The organism is Paenibacillus sp. PAMC21692 (genome assembly GCF_014303795.1).
Taxonomy (GTDB): domain Bacteria; phylum Bacillota; class Bacilli; order Paenibacillales; family Paenibacillaceae; genus Pristimantibacillus; species Pristimantibacillus agaridevorans.
Genome location: NZ_CP060293.1, coordinates 5565268 through 5586054 on the forward strand (window position 1 = coordinate 5565268; position 20787 = coordinate 5586054).

Annotated in this window: 23 protein-coding genes; 3 read left to right on the top strand and 20 right to left on the bottom strand. The window is 51.5% G+C overall.

Features of this window, described 5'->3' with window-relative positions:
- Positions 1–66: 66 nt before the first annotated feature.
- Entirely contained in the window at positions 67–393 is a 327-nt protein-coding gene (locus H7F31_RS22630) for a hypothetical protein (RefSeq protein ID WP_187100637.1), read from the bottom strand.
- A 184-nt stretch (positions 394–577) separates the two neighbouring features.
- Here H7F31_RS22630 and H7F31_RS22635 point away from each other — a divergent pair, with 184 nt between their 5' ends.
- Positions 578–1429: a polysaccharide deacetylase family protein gene (locus tag H7F31_RS22635; protein WP_187100638.1), complete on the top strand. Its 852-nt coding sequence runs from the start codon at positions 578–580 to the stop codon at positions 1427–1429.
- Here the strand turns inward: H7F31_RS22635 and H7F31_RS22640 are convergent.
- Positions 1419–1658, bottom strand: coding sequence for a hypothetical protein (locus H7F31_RS22640; protein WP_187100639.1), 240 nt, complete (start codon positions 1656–1658; stop codon positions 1419–1421). The two genes, H7F31_RS22635 and H7F31_RS22640, sit on opposite strands and share 11 nt — an antisense overlap.
- The gene (locus H7F31_RS22645) at positions 1655–2248 is read right to left on the bottom strand and encodes a CPBP family intramembrane glutamic endopeptidase (RefSeq protein ID WP_187100640.1); all 594 of its coding nucleotides are present in this window, start codon (positions 2246–2248) and stop codon (positions 1655–1657) included. Before H7F31_RS22645 ends, H7F31_RS22640 begins: the two co-directional genes overlap by 4 nt.
- 98 nt (positions 2249–2346) lie before the next feature.
- Between H7F31_RS22645 and H7F31_RS22650 the strand changes: the two genes are divergently transcribed.
- Positions 2347–3270, top strand: coding sequence for a hypothetical protein (locus tag H7F31_RS22650; protein WP_187100641.1), 924 nt, complete (start codon positions 2347–2349; stop codon positions 3268–3270).
- A 221-nt stretch (positions 3271–3491) separates the two neighbouring features.
- Positions 3492–5084, top strand: coding sequence for a phosphoglycerate dehydrogenase (serA, locus tag H7F31_RS22655; RefSeq protein WP_187100642.1), 1593 nt, complete (start codon positions 3492–3494; stop codon positions 5082–5084).
- 104 nt (positions 5085–5188) lie between these two features.
- Here the strand turns inward: serA and H7F31_RS22660 are convergent, their stop codons facing one another.
- From H7F31_RS22660 to ribD, 17 genes are all read right to left on the bottom strand, one after another.
- Positions 5189–6694 carry a HAMP domain-containing sensor histidine kinase gene (locus tag H7F31_RS22660; protein ID WP_187100643.1) on the bottom strand — a complete coding sequence of 502 codons (1506 nt, stop codon included), beginning with the start codon at positions 6692–6694 and terminating at the stop codon, positions 5189–5191.
- A complete protein-coding gene (locus H7F31_RS22665; RefSeq protein ID WP_087567035.1) occupies positions 6694–7410 on the bottom strand; it encodes a response regulator transcription factor in 717 nt (238 codons plus the stop codon). The genes H7F31_RS22660 and H7F31_RS22665 overlap by 1 nt, the downstream gene beginning before the upstream one ends.
- A gap of 26 nt (positions 7411–7436) precedes the next feature.
- Positions 7437–8696, bottom strand: a complete 1260-nt coding sequence (ccsA, locus tag H7F31_RS22670) for a cytochrome c biogenesis protein CcsA (protein WP_187100644.1) — start codon at positions 8694–8696, stop codon at positions 7437–7439.
- Positions 8693–10366, bottom strand: a complete 1674-nt coding sequence (locus H7F31_RS22675) for a cytochrome c biogenesis protein ResB (RefSeq protein WP_187100645.1) — start codon at positions 10364–10366, stop codon at positions 8693–8695. Before H7F31_RS22675 ends, ccsA begins: the two co-directional genes overlap by 4 nt.
- A gap of 12 nt (positions 10367–10378) precedes the next feature.
- The gene (locus H7F31_RS22680; RefSeq protein ID WP_187100646.1) at positions 10379–10918 is read right to left on the bottom strand and encodes a redoxin domain-containing protein; all 540 of its coding nucleotides are present in this window, start codon (positions 10916–10918) and stop codon (positions 10379–10381) included.
- 90 nt (positions 10919–11008) lie between these two features.
- A complete protein-coding gene (locus H7F31_RS22685; RefSeq protein WP_087567039.1) occupies positions 11009–11752 on the bottom strand; it encodes a pseudouridine synthase in 744 nt (247 codons plus the stop codon).
- A 67-nt stretch (positions 11753–11819) separates the two neighbouring features.
- Positions 11820–12323, bottom strand: a complete 504-nt coding sequence (locus H7F31_RS22690; RefSeq protein WP_373271262.1) for a spore maturation protein — start codon at positions 12321–12323, stop codon at positions 11820–11822.
- A gap of 25 nt (positions 12324–12348) precedes the next feature.
- Positions 12349–13023, bottom strand: coding sequence for a nucleoside recognition domain-containing protein (locus H7F31_RS22695; RefSeq protein WP_187100648.1), 675 nt, complete (start codon positions 13021–13023; stop codon positions 12349–12351).
- A 96-nt stretch (positions 13024–13119) separates the two neighbouring features.
- Positions 13120–14205 (bottom strand): D-alanyl-D-alanine carboxypeptidase family protein, encoded by a 1086-nt coding sequence (locus tag H7F31_RS22700; RefSeq protein WP_397372871.1) that lies wholly within the window; start codon positions 14203–14205, stop codon positions 13120–13122.
- 147 nt (positions 14206–14352) lie between these two features.
- Entirely contained in the window at positions 14353–14853 is a 501-nt protein-coding gene (gene ytfJ / locus H7F31_RS22705; RefSeq protein ID WP_187100649.1) for a GerW family sporulation protein, read from the bottom strand.
- A complete protein-coding gene (locus tag H7F31_RS22710) occupies positions 14826–15515 on the bottom strand; it encodes a DUF2953 domain-containing protein (RefSeq protein WP_187100650.1) in 690 nt (229 codons plus the stop codon). Before H7F31_RS22710 ends, ytfJ begins: the two co-directional genes overlap by 28 nt.
- Before the next feature lie 67 nt (positions 15516–15582).
- Positions 15583–16185, bottom strand: coding sequence for an SMC-Scp complex subunit ScpB (scpB, locus tag H7F31_RS22715; RefSeq protein WP_087567044.1), 603 nt, complete (start codon positions 16183–16185; stop codon positions 15583–15585).
- Positions 16154–16936, bottom strand: a complete 783-nt coding sequence (locus tag H7F31_RS22720) for a segregation and condensation protein A (RefSeq protein ID WP_187100651.1) — start codon at positions 16934–16936, stop codon at positions 16154–16156. The genes scpB and H7F31_RS22720 overlap by 32 nt, the downstream gene beginning before the upstream one ends.
- A gap of 37 nt (positions 16937–16973) precedes the next feature.
- Positions 16974–17444, bottom strand: coding sequence for a 6,7-dimethyl-8-ribityllumazine synthase (gene ribE / locus H7F31_RS22725; RefSeq protein ID WP_187100652.1), 471 nt, complete (start codon positions 17442–17444; stop codon positions 16974–16976).
- Positions 17445–17470: 26 nt separating this feature from the next.
- Positions 17471–18742, bottom strand: a complete 1272-nt coding sequence (locus H7F31_RS22730; RefSeq protein ID WP_315970513.1) for a bifunctional 3,4-dihydroxy-2-butanone-4-phosphate synthase/GTP cyclohydrolase II — start codon at positions 18740–18742, stop codon at positions 17471–17473.
- A 37-nt stretch (positions 18743–18779) separates the two neighbouring features.
- Positions 18780–19445 (bottom strand): riboflavin synthase, encoded by a 666-nt coding sequence (locus H7F31_RS22735; RefSeq protein WP_187100653.1) that lies wholly within the window; start codon positions 19443–19445, stop codon positions 18780–18782.
- A gap of 18 nt (positions 19446–19463) precedes the next feature.
- The gene (gene ribD / locus H7F31_RS22740; RefSeq protein WP_187100654.1) at positions 19464–20570 is read right to left on the bottom strand and encodes a bifunctional diaminohydroxyphosphoribosylaminopyrimidine deaminase/5-amino-6-(5-phosphoribosylamino)uracil reductase RibD; all 1107 of its coding nucleotides are present in this window, start codon (positions 20568–20570) and stop codon (positions 19464–19466) included.
- Between the last annotated feature and the right edge of the window lie 217 nt (positions 20571–20787).

A 20787-nucleotide genomic window follows, 5' to 3' on the forward strand; every position in this document is an offset into this window, starting at 1 on the left:
CCGATTCAGCATAAAGTTCCCTGCGGAACGGCTGTTTTCGGCTTCCCGGTTATTTTCTCTAAAGTATTAATGTGCTACAGCCGACTTTTCCGCCTTGATCTTGTCTACTTCCCGCTTGACCGAGGGATCGCTCTCAATAAACGATTCAATGCGTTCCCATGCGGCGGCGGAGGTTGCGGCGGTATCGGCGGAAGGCTTTGGGGCCGACTTCATCGCCTCGGAATTCATTCGCGCCCTTCCAGCCATCATGGAAAATGCTTTGCCGGCGGCGGAAGCGCACATATCCGCTACTGCGCCGGATGCCCGGGCTGCCATATCGGGCCTCTTGCGCGATACATACATCGTAGCTGCAGCGCCTACTATGCCGCCTAATATTAATCCGCTTAATTTCATAAGGACCGTTCACCTCTTTCGTCGTTCGTCGTTCAATTGTAGTGTGACCGCCAAGGATCGGGAACATTCGGTATAAATAAAGGAAATGCGTTCGGTCTCGAACCGCTAATTATGTTACAATGTTGTCGAATCGACAGAAATAGACACAATAATACAATGAAATGCAGGAGGTGTAACGGAAACAATGAACCTACGATGGACAGTGACAATAGCCCTGCTGCTCGCCGTTCAACTAACAGGATGCAGCAGCCCCGACGGCAGTCAGGCCCAAACGCCCGTTCAAACAGAAACCTCCGAGGCCGCATCGGCCCCCATACAGACGTCGACCTCTAAACCTCAACAGACTGCTGCGACTTCGCCCGAGCCAACCGCAACTCCGGAGGAAGCCAGCCAGATTCCTATGCAGTATCGCATGAATACAAAAACATATCGTTTCGAGCCTATTGATGACGGAGCAACCGACAAGGCTGTATTGCTAACCTTCGACGATGGACCAAAAGATTCGGAGGTGTTGACGAGTATGCTGGATTCGCTGGATCGTCACGGGGCGAAAGCGATCTTCTTTGTTAACGGGTATCGGGTAAAGCAAAACCCGGATCTGCTTGCGCTCATTCACGAGCGGGGACAGACGATCGGCAACCATTCCTATGATCATATTGATTTAAAGAAGGAGTCCGAGGAGGTTGTCGAGGAACAGCTCTCGTCGGTACAAAAGAACGTAGAAGCGCTTGTCGGCATCAAGCCGCGTTTCTTCCGCCCGCCCTACGGATCCGGAGGCGATTCCGTCAAGAACATAGCCAAAAACCACGGCATGCTCTACATGACGTGGTCTAACGGCTCATTGGATTGGGATAAGTCGGCCAAGAACAAACCGGAGGTTGTTATTGCAAATGTAATGGAACAACTGCATCCCGGAGCCAATATTCTTATGCACGAATTGCAATGGACGGCTGATGCGCTGGATAAGCTGTTAACGAAACTAAAGAACGAAGGTTACAGCTTCATCGATCCGGCGGCAATCGAGACTACGAACTGAATTTGTTTCCGTACCAGAAAAGAAAAATGACCAGTCCCAGGAACAAGACGAACAACAAATTATAATACCATTTGTTTACTTTATGGAGGCTGGAAGGAAACTTCTTGCGTCTGGGAGGCAGCTTTGCTCCTCCCTCTTCGTTGGCAGATCCCAAGCTGCCGGATGTTCCTTCCGATAGCCGGCCCTTCCTTGAGCCGGAGCTCCGGCTGTGGTGTTCTTTCCTACTCATGACTCCCTCCTGAAGCGAATAATAAGGCCCATGATGAAATCGATGGCGAAGTGAGCGATGATCGGCGCCCATAACGTTCCGCTCTCCTCATAGATAAAGCCGAGGCCGTAGCTGATGGAAAAAACGAGCCCTGTCGGAATCCAGTGTCGAAGGTAGCGTACATGTATGGCGGCGAATACGATGCTTGTCCAATAAGGACCGATTGCGTGCTGAATCGCGCCGCGGAACAGCAGTTCCTCGCAGATTGCGACGACCAGCGAGATGACGGCGATATGCCAGACGGCCCTTGAGCGGAATATACGGTCGTTGACGCCTCCGTCGTCGGAAGCGTCTTCCGGAACCCAGCGGGAGATAAGCAGGTCAATGGCCACAACGGCAGCTGCCAGCCCCAGCCCCCACCATACGGCGTCTAACGACCTTGGAGGAGCCATTACAGCCAATAAATTTTGATGCTGAAATAATAGCCATATGATTCCGATAATAAGAGTAAGCACTTGCGTCGCGTACAAATTAATAAGTAGCATACGGTCATCGATTTCGTCAACTTTGACCTTACGGATTTTGATGTTCCGGATATCAAATTTTTTCATGCAAACCCGCCTGTCCATTATACAAGGTTCAATTCTTCGGATTCGAACCCGCATTAATATCGTTTGTACTTACTTACATACATAGAAGGAGTCGTACCATGGAGAAACGATTAACGAACTCGGCAATGATTTTTAGCGTAGGATTTGTATTCATGCTTGTATGCGCGGTCGGAGCTTTCTTTTACGGCGTGCAAATCGGCATGGACAAAGTCGAAGCCGGCTATGAAGCCAAACGTCTGAAGGAAGCTCAAGCTTCCAGAACAGATGGCATTCCTTATCAGCAACAGGATCTGGTTTCCTTCTATCATACCGTATTTTCGCCCTACCGTGAATTTCAGAACGAATGGCTTAACGCTATGAGCAAGCTGTCGCAGGGTCAAAGCGATGACTTCGGCGACGTTATGAGCAATCTATCCAAGCTCGCAGAACGCAAATCCCAAGAAGCCAGCTCGTATGATATGGGCAAATCGATTCGACTGGGCGATGCGCAAGTAGCCTATATTCGCAGCTTGAAGCAGTTCGCCAAAGCTGCGTCCGCCGGGGCGAGCCTGGCCAAAAAAGAATCAGGCGATAAGCTTTATGCCGCGATTGCCAACGAGACCAGCTATAAGACCGCCGTCAAAGAAACACTTGAAGCGCAGTCCCATTATTATGCGGCCATGCAGCTGTGGGCCGCAACCATTGACAGCGACATCCCCGGCGAGCTCCCTAAGCAGCAAGTACTCAGCATGAAGGAATGGTCAGATTTACCTTTAACGGCGAAGAACGGTGTTGTCGCCCAATACTTGAAGGAATACAATCAGCTCAAGCCGTTTTACCCGCAAGACATGACGGCGCGAGTGGACGACTTCATCACTTCCGGACAAGCTTCCAAAATGAAACTTCAGACGGCATCGGCGGTTATCGACTTGCTGTTAAGCACGGATGCGGTACGAAGCGGAGACTTCACGAAAAGCTTTAATCGGCTTTACCCGAATCAGCTTTTGCCGCAGCTTCCTTTTTTCTTGCCATCGGCGCCATAATGTCGAATAACGCGGACTTTGCTTGAATCATATCGAAATTTTCATAAATGAGCAAGTTTGAGGATTGATTTTGTCCACTATGATGCTATAAAATAGTAAAGTCTGATTCGTTCGTAGATTGAACTCTCGACTCGCTGACGCATCGAAGCGGGACGAGGGTTTTTCTGTTCATACTTAAGCGAAGCTTTTATGCTTTGCACATTCTAGGAGGCATGTTTCACATGTACAAAGTGCTCGTATCCGATCCAATCAGCGATCTTGGGATCCAACAGCTGGTTGACGCGACTGACGTCGTCGTCGACAAGAATCCTGGTTTAAACGAAGATGAATTATGTGCGATTATCGGCGATTACGACGCTCTGCTCGTCAGAAGCCAGACACGCGTTACCGCCAAAATTATGGAAGCCGGCAAGAAGCTCAAAGTCGTCGGACGCGCTGGCGTAGGCGTCGACAATATCGATCTCGAAGCAGCTACACAACGCGGTATCATCGTTATTAACGCTCCAGACGGCAACACGATCACGACGTGCGAGCATACCTTCGCCATGATGATGGCAGTAGCCCGCCACATTCCGCAAGCCTACATGAAGACCGTTAACGGCACATGGGACCGCAAGTCGTTTCTCGGCGTCGAGCTCCGAGGCAAGACGCTTGGCGTGCTAGGCATGGGCCGTATCGGCAGCGAGGTTGCCAAACGCGCCAAAGCATTCGGCATGGAGATCATGGGTTATGACCCGTTCATGACTGAAGAACGCGCAGAGAAGCTTGGCATCAAGCTTGCCAGCGTAGACGAAATCGTACGCCACGCTGATTTTATGACCGTGCATACGCCTTTGACTGCGGAGACTCGCCATATGATCGGCAAAGCTCAATTCGCCGTTATGAAGCCCGGCATGCGTATCGTAAACTGCGCGCGCGGCGGCATCATCGACGAAATTGCTTTGGTAGATGCGATTGACGCAGGTATCGTAGCAGGCGCGGCATTTGACGTGTTCGAGGTCGAGCCTCCAGCAGAAGACCATCCGTTCCTTAAACATCCAAAGATCATCGTGACCCCGCATCTTGGCGCGTCTACTGTGGAAGCGCAAGAAAACGTGGCTATCGACGTATCCGAGCAGGTTCTTCATATCCTTAGAGACGAGCCGTTTATGAATGCCGTAAACATGCCTCCGATTCCGGCGAACCTTCAGAGCAAGCTGCAGCCTTACTTCACGCTTGGCGAGAAGCTGGGAAGCTTTATTGCACAATCCACTGAAGGCGGAGTGCAAGAGGTTGTTGTCAGCTACTCCGGCGAGCTTGCAGAGTTGGATACTCAACCGCTCACTCGTTACATTGTTCGCGGAGTGCTTGCCCACCATCTCGGCGCCGACCAGGTTAACGTCGTAAATTCCATGCATCTGGCTAAGCAACGCGATGTAAATATCGTGATTCAGAAGTCGCATGCGTCGAAAGACTTTACGAACCTTGTTACCGTTGCTCTACGCACAAAGAAGGAAGAACATGTCGTTGCCGGAACGCTGCTGACAGGATACGGACCGCGTATCGTTCAGATCGACAAATATCCGGTCGACGTTACGCCGGAAGGCAATCTGATTCTGATCTCGCACAACGACAAACCGGGCATTATCGGCCGCGTCGGCACGCTTCTGGGCAATAACGACGTAAACATCGCCACCATGCAGGTGGGTCGACAGCTCGTTGGCGGTTCGGCCATCATGGTCCTTCGCGTAGACAAAGAAACTCCGAAAGACGTATTAACACAGCTTACAAGCATGCCTGAGCTCAACACGGCAAAAGAGATCAAGCTTCCTTAAAAGCTATTTAAATGGAGCCCTACTCTCCATTGTTCCACGAACAACAAGATTTATCGGTTCCCTTCAACAAAATAAGCGCTCCCTCACGGGAGCGCTTTGTTGTTTTAATGCAAAATTTGATGGTTAGCGGCGTGTACGACGTTTCCCTCCTGCTGCTCCACCGGAAGCAGCAGCGTGAAGGTGGTACCGTTGCCCGCAAGGCTGTCAACGACGATTTGTCCATGATGCAGATCAATGAAGTTTTTGACGATGGCAAGCCCCAATCCAGTCCCGCCAGAGGAACCCCTTTTTCTTGCTTTGTCGGCTTTGTAGAACCGCTCGAATATAAAAGGCAAATCCTCTTGCGGTATGCCTTGCCCTTCATCCTTAATCTTAAGCTGGATATAGGCTTTGCCGTTTACGTTAAGACGTTCTCCGTCAATGGTAATCGACTTGCCAGCCGGCGTATGTCGGAGAGCATTATCCAACAGATTGGTCAACACTTGCTCCAGTCGGTCTTCGTCTCCTTGCATGATGACTAGTGGTTCTTCGGAAAAAGCAGCATGAAGAGCAACTTCCCTTTCCTTCGCATAGACCTGGAACTTGCGATGAACCCGGCGCAGCATGCCCTTCAAGTCAATCTTCTGATAGTTCATGTCGACATGTCCGGCTTCCATTCTCGCAATATCGAGGAAATCGTTCACTAGCCTGCCCATACGCAGCGACTCGTCGTAAATGACTTGCACAAGCTCCTTCCGCTCTTCTTCCTCCACCACGATATCATCCAGTAGCGCTTCGCTATAACCCTGCAGCATGGATAACGGGGTGCGGATTTCATGCGAAATGTTGGCGACAAAATCACGACGGAGCTTATCCAGTTTATGCTCTTCTGTTACGTTGCGAATAACGGCTACGGCTCCCCGTATGACGCCGTTGGATTGCAAAGGCGCCATCACGACGGACCAAACGGTGCTATGGACATGAATTTTGTCCGTCGCATCCCGTCCCTCCTTGACCACTTCATGGAATAATCCTCTAAGCGGTGCAGGTATGCCCTTAAACGACGCTTTCCCTTCCTGGCCGCCTTCATCATCCCAGCCTCTTTCAAGACTGGACCACTGACTCAGAAGCAGATGTCCGCTTGGGTTCGCCAGGATAACTTCGCCATCCGCATCGAAGGTGATGACGGAGTCTCCCATGCTTCGAAGTATGCTTGTCAAATGATTTTTTTCGTGATTGAGGTCGCCGATCAGCTTGTCGATCTGTTCCGTCATATGATTAAACGTGTTGGCGAGCTGTCCAATCTCATCTGACGAGTGAATATGGACGCGCGTCGTATAATCGCCTTGAGATACGGAATCGGCTGCGTTTTTCAATTGCAGAAGCGGCTGTTGAATCTTCGATGACAAAAAGAAAGCAAAGAACGTCGACAATAGAAAGCCGATGATTGCCGTTATGACAAACAGCACTTTAATATTGTGCGCATCCTTATCGAAGAAAATATCGATATACTGCAGCAGGAACACGCCCAGGATAATCAGAACGACCGCAACTAGCAGCATAATGGTCGCCCATAGCTTACCCACGACGCTATGCCATAAGAGTTGAGCGAGCTTGCGCCAGAGCTTCATTACTTGGGAACCTCTAGCTTGTAGCCGACTCCCCATACCGTCGTAATCATCGCCGCTGCATCGGGAGATACCTTATTCAGCTTCTCGCGGAGACGTTTCACATGGGTATCGACTGTCCGCAGATCGCCGAAAAACTCGTAGTTCCAAACATCCTTCAACAGCTCTTCGCGCGAGAACACCTTATCCGGAGATACGGCCAAATAGTGGAGCAGCTCATATTCCTTCGGCGTAAGACTGACTTCTTGCCCGCCCGCCGTTACGCGATGGGCATCATGCTCGATGACCAAATTGGGGAATACGATATTATTGCTCGTATTCAATTCCTTCGATAAGAAGGCCGTCGCGGAAGAACGGCGCAAGATGGCCTTTACGCGGTAAATGACCTCGCGCGGGCTAAATGGCTTCACGACATAGTCGTCTGCTCCCACCTCGAAGCCTTGCACGCGATTCATCTCTTCGCCCTTCGCCGTCAACATGATGACCGGCGTCGCCTTGATCTGACGAAGTCTGGCGCAAACCTCGACGCCATCAATGCCAGGAAGCATGACATCGAGCAAAATAAGCGCGTAATCAGAACTCGATGCAAGTCTCAGAGCGGTCTCGCCATCCTCCGCTTCATCGATGGAATACCCTTCTTTCTCGAGATACATCTTGAGAAGTCTGCGAATTCTCTCTTCATCGTCCACAACAAGTATACGATTTCCATAATCAGACATCGGTACAGCTCCTTATCTTAAGGCGTCTATACGCCAGAATACGAATGCAATCCCGCGATGATTAAGTTAACTCCGATGAGCGTAAATAATACAATTACGAAGCCGATAACCGCCAGCCACGAGGAACGCAGGCCTTGCCAGCCTCTCGATAACCGGAAGTGGAGATAAGCGCTGTAGAACAACCAAGTAATAAGCGCCCATACTTCCTTGGGATCCCAGCCCCAAAATCGGCCCCAGGCTATCTCCGCCCATATCATCGCAAAAATGAGCGCGCCAAGGGTGAATACAGGGAAACCGATAGCAATCGCGCGATAGCTGATCTCGTCAAGATCCTCCGGATCGATTCCTTCCATCATCGGATGAATGACGGCACCGAGCGGTTTGCGGAAAGCCAGTCTCAGCAATCCATAAATCAGGGTACCCGCGATGATTGACCATACGACCGTATTAAGCTTGCGGCCAGCATTAATGCCGTTCATCCAGGACGGAGCTTCGAACAACGGCTTATCTACGCCAAGGAACGGCTGCACGGATACAATCTCGCTGTTATACGGCTTAAAGATAGGCGGAAGCGTATAATGTACGTTCGACGTAGTCTCCGTCTGCACGCCTCTGCTGTCAATAATGACTTTCTCCTGTGTGAATTCGGCTTCGTAACCTGCGCCGCGGAACGCGAATACCGCTATTATAAAGCCGACGATTACGATGATGGAATACAAAGTGAATTCCAGCCAGAACTGAGCTCTGCGGCCGTTTTTCGTCTTGTCTTTATAATCGATAACGCGCAGCAGGTACATTAGACCCGCCGCAAAGCCTACTGCGAAAAAGGCTTCGCCAAGCGCGGCTGTCGTTACGTGCACCTTAAGCCAGATGGAATCAAGCGCCGGAATGAGCGGCTGCACTTCCTGGGGGAACACCGCCGCATACGCCACGATGATAATCGTTAGCGGAAGAGCGAAGACGCCCAGAAGCAGCTTTCGGTAAATCGCATATACAACGGTATAGGCGATCATGATGGACATTCCGAGGAATGTCATAAACTCGTACATATTACTGGTCGGTATTTGTCCGCTACCGATCCATCTTGTAAAGAAGAAAGCCAGATGCGCCGCTAATCCCGTGCTGGATACTATAAAACCAATGCGTCCCCAGCGCCTTTGATGCGCAATGGGATCGCGATTGCTCCACTTCTTACCCGCAAACGCAATAACAAAAAACAGAAATGCGAAGCAATATAAGAAAAAGGCAGCCAAAAAGGCGTCACTGCTAAACTCCACGTAACTCACGCGTTTTTCCCCCCGTTATCTAACGACTTGGGATCGACTTCGATTCCCGTTTTCTTCAAACCAAAAGCTACGTCCGAACGCATGCCGAACCAGTTCTTATTCGTGTGGGCGCCAAGCACAACCTCCGAGCCGTCCACTCGCAGCCAGATTCTGCGATGCTGCCAGTAAGAGCCCATAATGAGACCTAGCATGGAGAATACAGCTCCGACCCACAAATAAGGAACCGCGCGGTCTACCCGTACATTGAGAACCGTTGTTGCTTCGGAGAAGTCAACGTTTTCCATGCCATCCACCCGAATCTCGATCCGCTCCGCCAAGTCCCGGTTGATGGTATCCTGGGCGAAGCGCACCTTGTCCTTCTGCATCGGGAAATAGATGTAAGGCTCGCCGTCCGGATTGAGCCCGGGACCTTTAACTGTAAAGACAAACGCGGGAGCGTTGGGGTCCCTCGATAAAGTCGTTGGTTTGCCATCGCTCCCCAGCGCAAACTCCATGTAATTCGCATAAAGATCCAGCGTAAACGGACCAAGCTCGTGATGAAGCTCTGCATCCTTCATAGGAAGATAGAACGGTCCATAAATCTCTCCGGTCGTCTTGTCCTCCAGAACGGGATTTACCGCGTTAAGCCGCGGATTAAGATTGAAGTCGAATTGGAACAGCTTGATGCCGTCGTACGAGAGCGGACTGTTGACGATGATATCATGCCGCTTTACTTCCTCCAACACGGGTTCTTTGAGCGGATCTCCGCAATCGCTTACGCATTTGTACATAACCGCCTCAGTCAGATACTTCTTGGCGCGCGCTTTGCCTTGCAACTGCTCGGGAAGCTCGTCGTCCGCATAGAACTCTACGTTGAACTTCTCGTTTTTGACGTAATAGTTCGTATCCTTGATCTGAACCGTATCGCCGTCCGGAATCGTAACATAGGCGTCCATCTGCCAGCCTGGAATGGCTCTGGCAACGATAGCCAGCAGAAAGAGAATGAGTCCGATATGGTTGATGTACGGTCCCCAGCGGCTAAAACGGTTCTTTTCCGCAAGCAGCGCGGTGCCGGATTCCTCGCGGTGAATCCGGTAACCCTTCTTCTTAAGCGCATCGCCGTATTGCGATACCCACTCTGCCGCGTCCTGGTTCAAAGTGCCCTTGTAGACGGCCTTTTGCCGAAGCAGGAATTGATGATGTTTGCGAATCTGCTGCTTATTAAGCGCACGATACAGGGGCAATACACGATCCAGGCTGCAGATGACCAGAGATGTCCCGATCATTACGAGCAGACCGATGAACCACCAGCTCTCGTACGTATGGGACAAGCCCAGCACATAATAAAGATGACCCATCGTTCCATACGTTTCTCGATAGTAGGTAGATGGGTCGAAGTTGTTGATAAACGAGCTTTCCTGCGGATAGATCGTCCCCAGCATGGCAGTCAGAAATGTGATGACGATCAAATAGATCGCGATTTTGACTGACGAGAAGAAGTTCCAAACTCTGTCGATGTAAGAAGGATTGCTCTTCTGCGACCGTCTCGCCACACCGTCGTAGCGCATCTCGAGAGGTTCATCGGACTTCTGGAGATCCTGATGCAATGGCTTGCCGCAGTATTCGCACAATACGGTTCCGACAGAATTATGGTGTCCGCATTCGCATTTGGTATTTTCGGGTACTAACACTAAGGTGACCTCCTACAATTGCAGCAAACGCACGATGCGCTTGTCGATATCTTCTTCGGTCATGCCGCCGACCACTGCTTCCATCAATGTGCCGTCCGCCTTTACAAAGAACGTCGTCGGATATTGCCGCAGGGCAAAGTTCCGTTCCGTCTTCCGGGCTTCGTCCCTCAAGATGGGATAGGATAGATTGAAGCGGTTCAGGAAGTTTTTGACCGTAAGCGTATCTTCGCTAAGATTGATGGCGAGAATCGTCAAGTCCTTATCCTGCCACTTCTTGTATTGACGCTCGAACTCCGGCATCTCCTTTACGCAGGGCTCGCAAAATGTACCCCAGAAGTTGATGACGACGGGTTTGCCGGCATAATCCGACAGAGAGGTTACACCGCCTTCCATATTGGCAAGCGAGAATTCGGGAGGTCGTTCTCCCGGTTTCAGGAACCCGCTTCCCCGCTCCGCAAACAACGTCGTGCCGATTGCGTATCCTCCGACGATCAGAACGGCGGCGAGAATAACGACTTGCATCAATTTCCGCGATTTTTTTGTCTGTGCCATTATGTATAATCACCACCAATTGCGAGTTCTTGAGTCCAGGACTACATTTCATTATAACGAAAAGTCGACGGCAATTACCGCCGCCGTCGTTTACTTTTTATGAACTTTATGTGTCTTCATCGCCGCTGTTTTAAGTTCTTCGATCTCTTTCGGCGTTAAGTGCCTATACTTGCCTCGACCAAGCGTTTGGAGCGTCAACTCGCCGAAACGGACGCGTCTGAGCCGAATGACTTTATGATTGATAGCTTCAAACATCCTGCGCACCTGACGATTGCGTCCCTCATAGATCGTAATGGTGATCGTCGCTTCGTTCTTCTCCGTGTCGACATCGTGGTATTCGACTTCCGCCGGCGCAGTCATGCCGTCCTCCAGCTTAATTCCCTTCTGAAGCTGCTCCAATGCGGTACCGTGCGGCACGCCCTTAACTGTGGCATGATACGTCTTAGGCACATGATGCTTGGGGTGGGTCAGCAAATTCGCGAACTCGCCGTCGTTCGTAAGCAGCAGCAAACCTTCCGTATCGTAGTCCAGCCTGCCGACAGGGTAGACTCTTTCCTTGATGCCGGGCAGGAAATCGGTCACCGTCTTGCGGCCTTGAGGATCCTTGGCGCTTGTTATGACGCCTTTCATTTTGTTCATCATCAAATAAATCTTCTTTTCGCCTTTGATAGGCTTGCCGTTTACGACGATGCTATCAACGGCTGGATCGGCCTTGACGCCTAATGTCGTCACTTTTTCGCCGTTCACCTCAACCGCGCCGGATAATATGAGCTCCTCGCACTTTCTCCGGGAAGCAATGCCTGCTTGGGCCAATATTTTTTGTAAACGTTCCAATGCTTTCACCTCACTCCCCATCATAACGATTACGGGAGCAAAGTACAAGCTTCGTACTTAATTACGATTAACCGAACAGATACAGGCAGATTAGAATGGCCGCAAAAAAACCGACCGCATCTGAAAACAATCCCACCTTAAGCGCATATTTCGTGCGGCGAACCGCAACGGCTCCGAAATAAACCGTTAGGACATACAGAGTCGTGTCCGTGCTGCCTTGAATCGTAGACGCTATTCTGCCGATCATGGAGTCCGGACCATGGGTAGCAATGAGGTCTGCCGTAAACGCGAGCGAACCTGCTCCCGTAAGCGGGCGGAGCAAACCCAAAGGCAATACCTCGCTCGGTACTCCAGCCATATCGAATAATGGACGAACGGCGGAAAGCATAAGCTCCATCGCACCTGAAGCCCGAAACATACTGATCGCGACCATCATGCCGACAAGATGGGGAATGATGGCTATTGCCGTTCCGAAGCCGTCCTTGGCCCCATCGACAAATGTCTCATAGACAGGGATACGTTTGCGAAGCGCCGCATATAGCGGAATAAATACGATAATGGCGGGAATCATCCATATGGACAACTTGGAAAATACGTCATACAAATCCTCCACCTCCAATACCATCAGATACGGAGGCCGGTTTGGTTGCATTTTTTTGTTTTTTGTTATGTATGGCAGGATTAGCGGGCGGCGATGACGAACGGCTTCTGTACCAACGATCGGCGAGGATTGCCGCTCCCGTCGCAATTGCCGTTGCCACGAGCGTTGTGCCAATGATTTCCGCGGGATTAGCGGAATCGTAATTCATTCGAATGGCAATGATCGTCGTAGGAACAAGCGTAACACTTGATGTATTAAGCGCAAGCAACGTGCACATGGCCGGCGTTGCCGTATCCTTGTCGGGATTAAGCTTCTGCAGCTCCTGCATCGCCTTGATCCCCATTGGTGTAGCCGCATTGCCGAGGCCGAAAATATTAGCGCTCAGATTGCTCATAATATACCCGATTGCCGGGTGATCCTTTGGAACATCAGGGAATAACCAGCGTACGATTGGGCCCAGCATTCGCGCCAGCTTCTGCAGCAGTTTGGCGTCCTCGGCAATGCGCATCATCCCCATCCAGAACACCATAATGCTTATAAGGCCAAAGCTGACTGTCACGCCGGACTTAGCTCCGTCGAACGCTGCCGCCGTCACTTCGTCCATTCGTCCGTTAACCGCAGCAACCGCAACGCTAGCCACGATAAAGAACAACCAGATCCAATTCACCAAAGCGCAAAACCTCCCCATACTTCCTGATTCCGCCATGACATGCCGTCAAGCCGTTCTCCCTCCGGCCTGACAGGCAGTGACATAACTTTTCTGCATCTATTTTTTTGACCTCAATCGGATGTCTCCTGGTTCATATACCGGTACGGAGCCGATCGTATGTCCTCCCAACTGAAATTCGAGTAGCCCTCTTTCTCCGAGCGCATAATCCATGCTTGACGGATCTGCCAAAGTAAGTTTTGTACGAATGGAACCCCGCTCGTTCTCTTCAAGCGGAAATCGGAACGTCCCTCCAAGCTCATAGGGATATCCGGCAACGGCCTCACCTTGGCTTGCGATTGTCTGAAGCGGATAATATTGAAAGCCCCAGTCCAGCATATGGCTGTGATCGTTCCAGTCATCTCCGTCATTAATTGTCACAGCGGCGAGCTGCTGCCCGGCGCGTGTGGCGGAGCTGACAAGGCATCGGAACGATTTTTTGGTATACCCTGTTTTTACTCCGTCCGCCCCTTCATACAAATTGAGCATTTTGTTTTTGTTTTTCCAGGCATAATTCCAGCTGTCGTGAGGGTTTGGCACCTGCTTGACCTTCGTCCGGACGATCTCCGCGAAATACTCGTTTTTAATCGCGTAGGCCGTCAGCTTTGCAAGATCATTGGCCGAGGAATAATGGCCTTCTTCGTCCAATCCATGCGGATTTTTGTACGAACTGTTAGCCAGACCCAGCAATGCCGCCTTCTCGTTCATCAAATGCACGAATCCCTCTTCCGAGCCGCCGACATGCTCGGCAATCGCCGTAGCGGCGTCATTTCCCGATCGAAGCATGAGTCCGTACAGCATGTTGTGCAAGGTCATCTCTTCTCCAAGCTGCAGATAAATCGACGAACCCTCCTTGCCGACGGCACGTTGGGGCGTCTTCACCATATCATTCAAATTGCCGTGCTCGATTGCGACGATAGCCGTCATTATTTTCGTCAAGCTTGCAATTCGCATGGGCGTATCGCCATTGCTGCTGTACAGAATCCGGCCCGATGCGACGTCGATCAAGGCGGATGCTTTTGCATTCGTCTCGATGGACGGCACGGCCAGTGCTTGATTTGCGGGCATGATGACCATGGCAGTCAGCAGAGTACAGACTAACAGTACGACGGTATGCCGCATGTAACTTCGTATGCTTCCAATCATTGTTGTATGGACTCCTCCCGTTGCGAACGCTAAGATGCCGGAATGGACGAATTCCTTCCTCGGCATAGTATATGCTTGTACCCTCATGGGTAGACGGGCCATATGACGTCAAAAATAGAAAAACTGCCCTTTCGGGCAGTTCTCCGTTTAACCGTTATAGGTCGTCGTATCTTTTACATCATCGAGGATAGCCGCGGCGGTATCCGCAAAATCCACGCTCGCGTGCGACTGATGGTTGTTGCGCTTGACCATCGTCTGGATTTTGTCAAAAACGCCCGGCGCCGAATCGATAATACGTTCCATGAGATGGGTTTGGTTGTCGAGAGGCACGATTTTGACCCCGTGCGTACCGACTACGAGAAACGCGATCGGCGTAATCGATACGCCTCCGCCGCTCCCGCCGCCAAACGGCATCGCGACTTGCGCATTGTGCGCATCCTTGCCGGCATTGCTGTTGTTATGCTCGTTCGAATCCAAGCGAATATCGCTGCCGCCGGCAACGAAGCCGAAGCCTACTTTGCTGATCGGCATAATAATGCTGCCGTCCGGCGTCTGAACCGGATCCCCCACAATTGTATTGACGTCAACCATTTCCTTGATATTTTCCATAGCGGTTTGCATTAGGCCTTGGATAGGATGTTCTGCCATGCTTTGACGCCTCCTTTCGATTTCTTCATTCGATGCAGCAGTTGCAGTCCGGCAAGGATAGCATAACCGAACCGGATTTGGGCTATGCACGACCATTCGGTAGCGAATGCCGAACGATTGAAAAGCGGATTGACCGTCATGACGGGCTCCGCCTTCAATTGAAGGAATTGCGACAAGACGCCAAGCACCGAAGACTGCACAGACCAGACGACACCGGTAGCCATCGCCGTCCACATCGCGTCGCCTGTCCCGATTGACGTCGACCAATTCCATTTGGTCAGTTCGACCTTCGTCATCGTCTTTTTGAGCCAGCCTGTCAAATCTCTCGTTAATTGAAGCACCTGCTTCATCTTCTCGATGGAGCTAACGACCTTCTCCGGATTTATTTCGTCGTTATATTCCTTCCAAGTGCCGCGTCCAGCATGCTGGGTGCTGATTTCCTCCTGTAACTTGATGGCCAGTCCTTCCAGCTTCGCTGTTGGAATTTGATATTTGAATTTGATCAGGCCGAATAACGCTCGGATTCGCACTTCCGCATCGTCATTGCTTCCAATTCGTTTCGCATGCGCTATGATAATAACCCGGGAGGCGCACACCGTTATCGTCAGCAAAGAAATCAAAAAGCCGCCGGCCGCTATCCAGCCATAAGGGTGAGAAAACATGACGCCTTCCTCCGTTCCCATATACAGGCTTAAAATAGTATTGGCCTTAGCGGCTGATATTCATACTTTAATCTTTTAATTCCTCTATCGTCATCTGTCGTCCGTCCAGACGTTCGAACAACATTTGTGTCTGCTCGTCCAGCGCATCGTCGATATCGACATGTTTCGGCTCTGGAAGCTCTTTGATAGAAGGCAATCCGAAATAATCAAGAAACGACTTCGTTGTGCCGTACAGAATCGGCCTGCCGATTGCTTCCGCTCTTCCGACCTCTTCGATAAGATCCTTCGAGACAAGCGATTGAATGGCTCGATCCGTCTTAACGCCCCGGATTTCTTCAATATCGATCCGAGTAATCGGCTGGCGGTAAGCGACGATCGACAACGTCTCCAAAGCTGCTTGCGACAGCTGCGAGCGGGTTGGCGTATATGCCATACGTTCGAAATAAGGCGTATGCTCGGAGTTCGTCGTCATGCGAAAGGCGCCGGCAACCTCCGTTATTTGGATGCCGCGCTCTTCTCTCTCCAGATCTCGCTGCAGATCGTAGACAAGATCTGCGGAAAATTCCGCATCCAGCTCCATAATATCGGACAACTGGCGCTTCGTAAGTCCCTCGTCCCCTGCCATAAACAGCAATCCTTCAATAATCGACTTCAATTTCTGAAAATCCATCGTTGTCTGCTTCCCCTCTCCAATGAATAACAATATCGTCGAAGAGTCCATGCTGGAAGCAGCGAATATGCTTCATCTTCATGAGCTCCAATATCGCCAGGAAAGTGACGACGATCTCGTGTTTGTCCATATTCTCCCTGATCAGCTTGGAGAATCTTACCGTCTCGAATTGCCTAAGCACCTCGACGATATCACGAATGCGATCCTTGACGGATATCTCGTCCCGTTGAACAGTCGCAATGACATTGCGTCTTGCAGCCTTGCGCAGCGCTCTCTGGAACGCTGCGACAAGATCGGATACATGAAGGCCTTCCAGCGGATTCACCTTGACCTCGGTCAAGAACGGCGTCATATCCTCAGGCTCCCGGGAGAAGACAAGACTGCGCTCGAATTCCTTTTCGCGCAGCTGCTCCGCGATCTGCTTGAACTTCTTGTATTCGATCAGCTTTTGAATAAGATCATCCCTGGAATCGATGCCGTCGTCCTCATACCAGTCGCCATAATCCTCTTCAAAAACGGGAGGTTTCGGCAGGAGCTGCTTGCTTTTGATGGCCAGCAATGTTGCGGCCATGACCAGAAATTCGCTGGTCACCTCCAGCTCCAGCTCCTTCAAGGCGTGAAGATATTCCATATATTGCTCGGTAATCTCGCTGATGGAAATTTCGTGGATATCGATCTCCGACTTGTCGATGAGATGGAGGAGCAAATCAAGCGGTCCCTCAAACGATTCAAGCTTGTAAAGCACGGACACTTGCGTGACCTCCCCAACAATTGCAGCTGCCGCAGTTTTAGCCTTGCAGCTGTTTAGTCAAATTCGCCATCTCCACGGCCGATACTGCCGCTTCGTAGCCTTTGTTGCCGGCCTTCGTGCCCGCGCGTTCGATCGCCTGTTCGATGGAATCCACCGTCAGAACGCCGAAGATCGTCGGTATGCCGGTCTTAAGCGCAATGGACGCTACGCCTTTGGCTGCCTCATTGCACACGTAGTCGAAGTGCGGAGTGGACCCGCGGATAACCGCGCCAAGTGTAATGACGGCATCGTATTTCCCGCTCTCGGCCATCTTTTGAGCGATAAGCGGAATTTCGAAAGCTCCTGGCACCCAAGCCACTTCAACATCGTCTTCGCCAGCGCCGTGGCGTTTGAATCCATCGAGCGCTCCGCTTAGCAGCTTGCCGCTGATGAATTCATTAAATCTGCCTACGACTACTCCATATTTTAACCCTTGCGATACTAAATGTCCTTCATAAATTTTCGCCATTGTTTTTCGCTTCCTCTCGATTTCGATTAAGTGATGTTTCTGGACGAATCCTCGCCTTGTGTCCCAACCGCGTGCTGTTCCAGTCCTTCTGAACGCAACAGATGTCCCAGTTTCGCCTTTTTCGTCCGCAAATAATTAAGATTGTCCGCGCTCGCTTCCATCTGGATCGGCACTCGCTCCACGACTTCGATGCCGTAGCCCTCCAAGCCGGTAATCTTGCGCGGATTGTTTGTAAGGAGCCGCATCTTCGTAATGCCGAGATCTCTTAAAATCTGGGCGCCAATGCCATATTCACGCAAGTCTGGAGCAAATCCCAGCTTAATATTCGCCTCCACGGTATCGAACCCCTGCTCCTGCAACGCATAAGCTTTAAGTTTGTTAATAAGGCCAATGCCCCTGCCTTCCTGGCGCATGTACAGAAGCACGCCGCTGCCGGCAGCATCGATCTGCTTCAGTGCCGCCTCCAGCTGAGGTCCGCAGTCGCAGCGATGCGAATGGAAGACATCGCCCGTCAAACATTCCGAATGCACGCGTACAAGCAAAGGTTCGCCAGGCTCGATCTCGCCTTTTACAAGCGCGACATGTTCTTTGTCATCCAGTTGATTCGTATAAGCAATAGCCCGGAATTCGCCGAAGTCGGTTGGCATCCGAACATCCACAACCCGGTCTACCAGCTTCTCTTTCTCATTGCGGTAACGGATCAGCTCCTGGATCGTGACAAGCTTAAGTCCATGTTTGTTCTTGAATTCCTCCAGATCCGGCAGTCTGGCCATCGTTCCGTCTTCCTTAATAATTTCGCAAATAACGGCTGCCGGGCTTGAACCGCTGAGCGTTGCCAGGTCTATCGCCGCTTCGGTATGGCCGGCGCGGCGAAGTACGCCACCAGCCTTCGCAATCAGCGGGAAAATATGTCCCGGCCTGCGAAAGTCCGAAGCACGCACTCCAGGGTCAATCAGCGCCTTGACGGTCAAAGAGCGTTCATAAGCCGATATGCCCGTCGTCGTCGAGTTATAATCGACCGATACGGTAAAAGCCGTACCGTGATAATCTGTATTATGCGTGACCATTGGCGGGAGATCAAGCTCTTCCGCTCTTTCCGCCGTAATTGGCACGCAGACGAGACCGCGAGCTTCGCTAATCATAAAGTTGATAACTTCGGGAGTCGCCTTGTCGGCAAGCGCGATCAAGTCGCCTTCATTTTCCCTGTCTTCGTCATCGACCACGATGACGGGACGTCCTTGCATCAGATCGGCTACCGCTTCCTCAATGGTATTGAATATGCTATTCTCTCTATTCATCGGTTTCACTCCTTTTGGGATGAAGCTGAACTCTCACTTATATAAATCCATGGCGGCTTAAGTATTCAGTAGAAATTCCGGATGACGGAGCCGCTGCTGACTTCTCGGCGTTGCGATAATGAAGCAAATGATCCACGTACTTGCCGATAATGTCGGTCTCGAGATTGACGTTGTCACCAGGCTGCCGATGCGCGAGCGCCGTCTCGGCCAACGTGTGGGGAATAATCGAGACGGAGAATCCGTCGCCGTCCGCTTCCACAACCGTCAAGCTGATGCCGTCAATCGTAATGGAGCCTTTAGGAATAATGTATCTCGTCAAATCGCCCGATTTCGCTTCAATGCGGAACACGACGGCATTGGCATCGACTGTTCTGGAGGTTACCTTGCCCGTACCATCGATATGACCCTGAACAATGTGTCCTCCGAATCTTGAGCCGACGGTCATGGCCCGTTCCAGATTGATGGGATCTCCGGGCTTCAACATGTGCAAAGTCGACATTCTGTACGTCTCCGGCATCACATCCGCCGTAAACGAGGCCCTGTCGAACGACGTAACGGTTAAACATACGCCGTTAACCGAGATGCTGTCGCCCAGAGCTGCCCCTTGCGTCACGATTGAGGCGCCGATCGTCAGCATCATGGCTTCGCCCTGACGGTAGACGTTTTTCATTCGTCCCACTTCTTCAACCAATCCGGTAAACATAAAGCCACATCTCCTCTCCTACCGTTTGTACACGGGATAACCCTTAATCACGATATCGCCGCCCGCCATCTCGACCGACATTCGTTCCAGCTCGATGGCATCGCTCATATGTTCGCGGCCCTGGAATCGAAAGCTTTGCGGCGCTTCATCGCCGCCGATCAGTTTCGGAGCCATATATAAAATGATTTTATGAATCAGCTCCGCTTCCAGCATGGCGCCGTTAAGCTTGCCTCCGCCTTCCAGCAAAATCGAGCCGATGTCCTGCTCCGCCAGCTTGCGCATGCCGATACGCAGATCCACGAGAGGGCCTGTGCCGCAAGGAATAACCTCCACTCCTTCCGCCTCCAGAAGACGCCGCTTCTCCTCGTCGCAGCCTTCCGCCGCGAGCACGATCGTCCTAGCCGTTTTGTCGGCAACGACGCGGGCGTCCAGCGGCAACGTCAATCTGGAATCGACGATGATGCGGGCGGGATGCAGACCCGTCACCGCCGTTCGGGTAGTCAATAGCGGATCATCCGCAACAACCGTGCCAATGCCGACCATAATGCCTTGATGCTGATGCCGCAGCAAGTGTACCTGTTCTCTGGCGACGGAGCCCGTCACCCATTGACTGTGTCCCGTACGGCTGGCTACGCGTCCGTCCAATGTACTGGCGGTCTTAAGCGTCACAAACGGCATGCCTGTTGTAATAAAGGCATTAAACTTCTCGTTCATTAACGTCGACTCCGCTCCCAGAAGTCCGAAATCCACCCCAATGCCGTGCTCGCGAAGTCTTGTTATGCCTCTGCCTGCCACCTTGGGGTTTGGATCATTTGCCGCCACGACGACTCTTGCCGCCTTGGCCGCGATAATGCGGTCGCAGCACGGCGGCGTTTTGCCATGATGGCTGCATGGCTCCAGCGTGACATAGACGGTCGAACCCTCCGCCTCGCCGCCTGCCATCGATAGCGCATGCACCTCCGCATGGCCTTCTCCGCGGCGAAGATGGGCGCCAAGTCCGACAATGCGGCCGCCTTTTACAACGACGCATCCGACTACGGGATTAATTTCGGTCTGTCCCGCCGCCTTGGCGGCAAGGTCGAGAGCGAGACGCATATAATATTCATCGTTCAGAACATCCAGCATGTACGCAAAAAATCCCCCTTCCGGCATCGCTTGCCGACAGGAGGATGTGAGAACAGACAGAAAAACTACGACGAAATAAGGCCACGGACTATCGCATTTCAAGCCAATTTTGTACATGTGCGCAAGCGGACATGTGCAAAAAAGCCAATACGAATACATCCGTACCCTTAATGTTTATCTGCCTAATAGACACCTTTGTGAAATGATGCACAAAGGT